Genomic DNA, 7,739 nt, shown 5'->3' with positions numbered 1-7,739 from the left:
AGGAAGCAACCAACGCAACCCAGGAAGCACCAGCCGCAGCAGAACCAGTCAACAAGACTGCGTAAATAAGATCAGGTTTAACATCTGATTCCCCTGGAAACCCGGGGTTTCTTTTTTTTAGTTCAAGAAAAACAGGTAATCCTGTTGGATTGTTCCCAAGGAACAAGAATGCTTACTCGTATTGGATTGATTGAGGTCTCAATCAGACTTTAAACCGCCATCCACAATGGAAGATCTGACCAGGGTATCCGGTGGGCATGCGATACATTCAACCTGTATTGCCGGGTCAATGGTATGAGCAAATACCTCATAATCAATCAGACCAATTTTCTTACATGGAAATAACGGGAGTCCCTTTCTATCCCGTGCTGCCTGGGTTCTGCATGAGTTCATGAATAACTCAAGGACTCCCGGGTCTGGTTTTTGTATCTCATAAGTATTGAGGAGAGAAAAAAGCCTATGGTGCAGGGCTTTTTCCAATGCATCCAGTCCTCCACCAGGCTGAAGATGGAGGCGTGCCATAATCCGTTCCGCTTCAATCCGTGAGAACTCTTTCCAGACGGAAGCATCACATTCTATTGCAACATCAAGTCCGTACCGTTTTTCTATCTCCAAAAACCACAGTCCGTCGATTGCAAGCCAGTTTTTTGCTGCATCAATACGTTCCTTTGTTAACTCTTCAGGGTTGTTCCTCATACAATCAGTCTCCGTTCAAAAAGTCGGATAGCAAGGAATGAAAAAACCATCGTCCCTAGAACAATCCATGAGATATTCAGAATCCAGAACGGGTTCGGCCCTCCGGTCAGAAGTCCCCGGATAAGGGCTACCACATGGGTAAGTGGCAGGAATATAAGGGCAAGACCCTGCACAAACCAGGGGAGCAGACTGAGCGGAAAAAAAGTGCCTGAAAAGAGGAACATGGGGGCAATAAAGAGGGTGGCCGGGTATGATATGGTGTCAATTGAAGGTGATAATGCAGAAAAGCATGCTGCAATTGATGAAAATAATAATCCGGCGAGGAACGAGAGGGGAAGTGCAATAAGTAATCCGACAGGAGATGCGAGATTGAGGAGCAGGAGGATGATACTGATTGAGAGTGCAGAGATGAATCCCCGGGTCGCTCCCCAGAGTATTTCTCCCAGGATGACCTCCTGTATGGTGATTGGGGTTGCAAGGAGGGCATCAAAGGTCTTCTGATAATACATCCGGACATAGGTACCATATGCACATTCAAAGAACGAGGCGTTCATCACTGATGCTGCAAGGATTCCCGGAGCAATAAATCTGACATAGGAAACTCCCTCAATATCTGTAATATATGCACCGATGCCAAACCCGATCGCCCCCAGATAGAGGAGCGGCTCAATGAACGGGGGTATAAGGTTGACCCGGATATTCTTTTGGAATACCAGCGCATTTCGCAGCCATACCCGGACGGTTCCGGTAAAGAAGGTCGCAATATCCTCAAATCCTGGTCCTTTCATTCACGAATCCTCCGGCCGGTCAGAAGTAAAAAGACATCTTCAAGCGTTCCGGGCCGGGTGATTACCCTGATTCCCTGAAACCGCTCCATTATCATATCTGCTATCTCACGGGGTTTTTGTGTCCGGATCTGTATGGTATCCCCCCCTGAATCATATGGAATCCCAGCTGATTCAAGAAACACGGTAACTTCACGTATATTATCAGTCTCGACAATGTCCATTCCAATATGAGTTCTGATAAGTTCCTGGGGAGATCCTTCAACCAGTATCTTCCCATGATCCATGATCACAAGCCGGTCACAAAGACGGGCAGCTTCATCAAGATAGTGCGTGGTGAGAACGATGGTATGCCCCTCTGCACGCAATTTCAGAAGTTTTTCCCAGATATGATGGCGGGCCTGGGGGTCCAGTCCGATGGTTGGCTCATCAAGTATGAGCAGCTCCGGCCGGTTCATGAGAGCCCGTGCAAGGAGAAGCCTTCGTTTCATTCCTCCGGATAACTTCTCGATGATGGTGTCCATTTTTGCTTCAAGTTCAAAAAACTCAAGAAGCTGTCTGGCACGTAAAGCCGCATCATCAGGAGTCACATCAAAAAACCGTGCATACATCGCAAGATTATCAAACACCGAGAGATCGGTATCCAGATTTGTCTCCTGGGGGACAACTCCTATTCTTTTCCGGATACTTCTTCCTGATGACTCCGGGTCTTCTCCAAATATTTTTAATTCACCACCTGACCTGGGTGAGACACACTGGACCATCTTCATAGTCGTCGTTTTTCCGGCTCCGTTGGGTCCGAGAAATCCGAAGAGCTCACCTTCTGAAACGGAGAATGTGATTGAGTCAACAGCGGTCAGTTCTCCATATCGTTTTATGAGGTCCCGGGCTTCAATCACATCTGGTTTCATATCATGGGCTCATGTAATGTATCATCAGAAACCATCCAATCAGAAATCCACATATCGCACCACCGTTCAGGGGTGGAAGGCCTGCCTGGGGTCTGCCTGAATGAACAGCATAGAGAAGGATTCCAAGGCCAGCAAGGGATCCACAGAGTGCCCCGATTGCCGGAAGGCTCAGCATTCCTATCCCACCTCCCGGAACAAATACAGCAGCTGAAGTTACCAGGATTGACGGCATGATGAGGTCTCCAAGACCCATCAGATATGCTGCACGATTATGGGCAGGCCGCTCGTCACCGGATTCATCCGGCTGAATGCTGCCGCCAACTCCGTCACGAATAAATGAATACCCTTCCTTTTTTGGTACAACCACCATAATCGGCATTCTGCCTTCTATGACCCCCTGAGCCAGGGTAAGCATATGTTTTGTCTTATACACTGATAGTGCATCATACACCGAGAGGAGAAATAAGAGCAGGATTACCGGAATTGGTTCAAGTGAGATACCAAACATGGAAGCAACTCCGGCAGCAAGCAGAACGCCGAGGATATCGACGACATACCATTCTGGATACTTCCATAAGAGAAGTGTTGCAGCAAGGGCACCGATACTTCCCACAAGGAGGGCATAACCGGCTGAAGTGATAAGGCCCAGGAGGCCGGAGAATACATATATGTAGGCTATGAATATTGATATCCGGATAATCCAGTCTAAAATGCGTTTAAACTGATATTTTATCAGCATAAGAAGAAAAGCGGTAAATGCAAGCAACATCACGATAAACCATATCGGGTTTGAGAGTGAATTTGGGTCTTCAAAGACTGCATACCCGCTCGCAGTCATCGGCACTGCGAGGAGAACAGATCCGGTTTCAACAGCAAGGAGCATTACCGGCATTGCAAGGATGGCAAGAACCTCCCGGAATTGTTCCTTCGATCTCATGATAACCAGTACTTACATCATGGGAGAACTACCTATCTGAATATATGGATGATCGGATCCTTCTGGCTGGTATTATCCCGGTGCTTCTCGTCTCGTGCGGGTGTATTCTGATCGGGTATGCATATTCATTTCCGGTTGAAGCGATTATCGGACTTCTCCTGATGACACTTCCCATAATTTTCCTTATGTGGTTCATCCTTGTCAGGATAGAAAATCTTACCGCTGGTGTCAAATATCAGGGCAGAATTATTCATCGTGCAGTCGATGATCAGGCATCTGATCTGAAACGACGATACGAGGAGTCTGTGCGACAGATTATGGATGTACATAGCGAGTTATCAAGACGGGTATACCGGTAGGTCTATCATGGGTGTAGCACTCAGAGACATACTCGCTGATTTTAAACGTCCGGCAACTCCGGAAGATTTGAGAGGTGTTGCGGCAATTGATGCATTCAATGCATTCTATCAGTTCCTCTCCATCATCCGGCAGCCTGACGGCACTCCTCTTATGGATGATGAGGGACGGATTACTTCACATCTCTCCGGCATCTTCTTTCGGACTGCAAATTTTCTTGAGCAGGGGATTTGCCCGGTCTATGTATTTGATGGCCGCCCTCCGGAGATGAAAAGTTCAACGATCCGGGAGAGAAGGGATGTACGTGATGAATCAAAGGAAAAATGGGATCAGGCAAAAAAGGAGGGTGACCTTGCCAGTGCGTTCCGGTATGCCATGTCAAGTTCAGTCGTTGATGCGTACATCATCTCATCTGCACGGACGCTTATTCAATTCATGGGCCTGCCGGTTGTCGATGCCCCATCAGAAGGAGAGGCTCAGGCCGCGTATATGGTACTAAAAGGCGACGCTGATTATGTGGTATCCCAGGATTATGATACCCTCCTCTTCGGGACGCCGGTTCTTGTCAGGAACCTGACCATATCAGGAAAAAGAAGAATTCATGGAAGACAGGTCATGGTTCAACCTGAACGGATAGTCCTTTCAGATGTGCTCAGCTCCCTTGCCATCAGCAGGGAACAACTCATCGAGATTGCCATTCTGACCGGCACAGACTTTCATCCAGGGGTTCGTGGGATCGGCGCGAAGACCGGGCTGAAAAAGATCAGATCCGGGGAATTTGAATCAATAATCAGGGAAAAACTACCGGATTTTGATCCTGAACCGGTCCGGAATTTTTTCATGAATCCTCCGGTTACCGATACCTATTCACTGCAGACCAGACGGATTGATCGGGATGGGATCAAGACATTTCTCTGCGAGGAACACGGATTTTCAAAAGACAGGGTAGAACCTGTTCTTGATAAGATATCCAAAAAGGAGAAGCAGAGAACCCTTGAGAGCTGGTTCTGACCAGATTTCATGGCTTATTTTTATACTTACAGTACATAAAAATACATGATTGTACAAATGGGTGGTTTTTCCGTTCGGATGCAGAGATACCGGTCCATCAGAGGGGTGTCTGTCCTTGTATTATGTGTCTGCGTGTCATGGTTTGTGATCCCTGTTTATGGTGAGGAACCTGGTGAGAACATCACAAATACCTCTGATAATCTCTCTGCTGAATGGACAGTTGATTTTTCGGCTTCTCCGTTTGAAGGATATCCTCCGCTGTGTGTGCAGTTCACGGTTTCAGGCCCGAATGGTGAGTATGTATGGGATTTTGGAGACGGGACAACCTCGTATGTCATGAACCCTGTTCATTGTTATAAGCAGAAAGGGTCCTACTGGGTAAAGCTGAAATACTCCTATGGCACGATTGCCGGTGAAGTTTCAAAGCCTGATTGCGTGAAAGTTGGCGATCCAGAGATGTATGTAGATTATGTTGCTGATCCTACCACCGGTCCGGCCCCGCTTACCACGCAGTTTACGATTATTGGCAGTCCCACACATATCGTCTGGCATTTTGGGGATGGGAGTGATGATACGACAGATCAAAACCCGCGACATCAGTTCAGGGAACCGGGAAATTACAGTCCCACCCTCACGTACTGCATTGCAGGGTCCTGTAACAAGATCTCCAAGTTTAATTATATTGAGGTTGAATCTGGTAATCCTGTGGATTTCATTGCTGAAAGACAGAACGGGACCGCTCCGGTATGTACCCGTTTTACGGTATATGGAGAAGCCGATTCATTCCAATGGGACTTTGGAGATGGCACGTCTTCATATGAAAAGAGTCCGGTCCATTGCTATTCTGAACCTGGGTTATATACCGTCTCCATGACCTATACGATTGACGGGGCCCCTTATACCATCACGAAAAACGGGTATCTGAAGTATGTTCCTGCCGGAACTCCTGACTTTACGGCTACACCGGTCGAAGGGATCGCTCCTTTGTGTGTTGCATACAGTATAATCAATCCGCCTCAGTCATGGGAGTTTAACTTTGGGGACAACAGTACAGCAACTGGTGCACAGGCAACCCATTGTTTTGGATCGAGCGGGAATTATTTTCCATCCCTGACCTATTGTTCTAATAATCTCTGTGATACGGTGGAAGGAAAAGAACCCATCATTGTTCATCAGCCAAGAATTCTAATCAGCCAGGGTGATACTCTGAATGAGTACAGATTCAGTACCGATGCGCCGGAAGGACTCAAGTATACCTGGGATTTTGGAGACGGTACGGGAGCGTCTGGTCCAGCTCCTACCCACCGGTTTGAGACGGAAGGAACATTCCGCGTCTCCCTGGTTGTCACCGGTTCCTGCGGATGTAATGCCATAACGGCCAAGGAACTGAAGATAAAACCAAAAGGAAAACTTGACTTTACGGGTACACCGGTTGCAGGGTGTGCTCCCCACTGTGTGCAGTTTCATGAGCAGTCCCCTGAGATACCCCTCTCCCGTCTCTGGGAGTTTGGAGATGGTGAGACTAGCACTGAGAAAAATCCGTTTCACTGCTACCAATTCCCAGGCCCATACACGGTCAGTCTTACAGACACCTTTCCGAACGGTACTCAAAAGGAGGTAAAGGAGAATTTCATTACCGCCCATGCCGTTCCAAAGCCATCATTCTCCATGTTTCCGCCTCAAGGAAAAGCCCCCCTGACGGTGAAATGTACGGATACCACTCTTGATTATGCTGAGAAACGGTACTGGACCTTTGGTGACGGGACGTCTGGTTCAGACAAGATCATAGAACACCGCTTTGATGAGCCTGGTGACTATAATGTGACATTGACGGTATGGGGGGCCGGAGAATGTTATGGCTCAAAGTCGCAGACGATTCATGTGCTCAGGAAGGAAGACTCTCCCTATGATTTTTCAGGTCTACCCCGGCGTGGTGTTGCTCCCCTCTGCACATCGTATAAGGTGACCGGCCAGATCCAGCAGTCTGAACTTGATTTTGGAGATGGACAGAAGACGAATGAGCGAAATCCGTTCCATTGCTATGATACCGCCGGGATATACTCCCCGGTCCTTCATGCTTGTGATTCGGTTTCAGGGTGTGAAGATATCAAAAAACCTGCATATGTTGTTGCAGTCTCCCCATACTACCTGAATATCACTCTTCTTCGGGGGTGGAATCTGGTGTCGGTTCCGGTAACCCTTGAGCCTGGATTTGATACGATGGACATTCTCTCTGATGTGGATACTGCCGGGCACTCGGTTTTTTCATGGAACAGTTCGTCAGGAACATGGATGAGGCCATCGCGATCAGATCCACTCTCTCCCCTCTCTGCATTCTTTATCTATTCGCCAGATGTGGTGCAGGTTCCGATACGAATCTCCAGCGATGCTCCTGCTTATAATCTGACCAGGAATCTTGATGCCGGCTGGAATCTTGTCAGCTTTGCAGATATTATGATGGTATCCGCCGATGAGGCGTTTCGTTCAGTTGAAGAGTTCTGGAGCTATGTCATCGGATATGATGCAGAGAAACAGCGGTATGACAGTCCGGTCACCAATGGAATCGAGAGCAGCACGGTATCACTCGATCCCCGGCTGGGATACTGGATTTATATGAATACAAGTGCCCAGATGGTTGGAAAACAGTTATAACTGTCTCCACACATGCATGAACCGTTGTGCTGCGGTTATATGGCCGAAGATGCCGAAGATGGCCACGCGGGCGGCGGCCTTCTCGGCAGTCTCTCCGGTGGTGGCGGCATCCTTGGCGATTGCCCGGAGCGCCACGTCGAGCTTGGTCATGTTGCCGCTGGCATCTGTGGCCGAGGCACCCAGTCTGTCGAGGAACTTCGATGCCTTCTCATCGCCTTCAAATGCAGCTTCAATCTTCCCCTGCAATGAGGCGAGCGCGATGTCCAGCGAGAAGATGGGCTGCCCGGCTCGGGTGAAGCCGAGCGTGAAAGCTGCAATATTCTCACGGCTGAGATCAACCGCCTGCGCGAGTTGGCGCTGGTTCTTGGCGAACTCCAGCGCGTTGTCCAC

Annotated in this window: 7 protein-coding genes and 1 pseudogene; 3 read left to right on the top strand and 5 right to left on the bottom strand. The window is 48.5% G+C overall.

The window, feature by feature from the left end; translation table 11 throughout:
* Positions 1–198: 198 nt before the first annotated feature.
* The 4 genes from PLA23_RS08065 to PLA23_RS08050 are packed head-to-tail and all read right to left on the bottom strand — an operon-like array spanning position 199 to position 3,329.
* A complete protein-coding gene (locus tag PLA23_RS08065) occupies positions 199–696 on the bottom strand; it encodes a DUF6125 family protein (protein ID WP_324474812.1) in 498 nt (165 codons plus the stop codon).
* On the bottom strand, positions 693–1,484 hold the full coding sequence (locus tag PLA23_RS08060; protein WP_324474811.1) for an ABC transporter permease: 792 nt from the start codon (positions 1,482–1,484) through the stop codon (positions 693–695). Before PLA23_RS08060 ends, PLA23_RS08065 begins: the two co-directional genes overlap by 4 nt.
* A complete protein-coding gene (locus PLA23_RS08055; protein WP_324330124.1) occupies positions 1,481–2,392 on the bottom strand; it encodes an ABC transporter ATP-binding protein in 912 nt (303 codons plus the stop codon). The genes PLA23_RS08060 and PLA23_RS08055 overlap by 4 nt, the downstream gene beginning before the upstream one ends.
* A gap of 1 nt (position 2,393) precedes the next feature.
* Positions 2,394–3,329, bottom strand: coding sequence for a presenilin family intramembrane aspartyl protease PSH (locus tag PLA23_RS08050; protein WP_324474810.1), 936 nt, complete (start codon positions 3,327–3,329; stop codon positions 2,394–2,396).
* Positions 3,330–3,373: 44 nt separating this feature from the next.
* Between PLA23_RS08050 and PLA23_RS08045 the strand changes: the two genes are divergently transcribed.
* The 3 genes from PLA23_RS08045 to PLA23_RS08035 are packed head-to-tail and all read left to right on the top strand — an operon-like array spanning position 3,374 to position 7,349.
* Positions 3,374–3,688, top strand: coding sequence for a hypothetical protein (locus PLA23_RS08045; RefSeq protein ID WP_324330128.1), 315 nt, complete (start codon positions 3,374–3,376; stop codon positions 3,686–3,688).
* Between the two features lie 7 nt (positions 3,689–3,695).
* The gene (fen, locus tag PLA23_RS08040) at positions 3,696–4,697 is read left to right on the top strand and encodes a flap endonuclease-1 (RefSeq protein WP_324330130.1); all 1,002 of its coding nucleotides are present in this window, start codon (positions 3,696–3,698) and stop codon (positions 4,695–4,697) included.
* A 45-nt stretch (positions 4,698–4,742) separates the two neighbouring features.
* A complete protein-coding gene (locus PLA23_RS08035; protein WP_324474809.1) occupies positions 4,743–7,349 on the top strand; it encodes a PKD domain-containing protein in 2,607 nt (868 codons plus the stop codon).
* Here PLA23_RS08035 and PLA23_RS08030 read toward each other — a convergent pair.
* Positions 7,344–7,739, bottom strand: a pseudogene (locus PLA23_RS08030) (hypothetical protein); the annotation flags it as partial. The gene PLA23_RS08035 and the pseudogene PLA23_RS08030 overlap by 6 nt on opposite strands.

The sequence above is a fragment of the Methanospirillum sp. genome, from assembly GCF_035406105.1.
Classification (GTDB): Archaea; Halobacteriota; Methanomicrobia; order Methanomicrobiales; family Methanospirillaceae; genus Methanospirillum.
The sequence above is the reverse complement of the archived record's forward strand: the minus strand, read 5'-3'. Positions and strand labels throughout refer to the sequence as shown.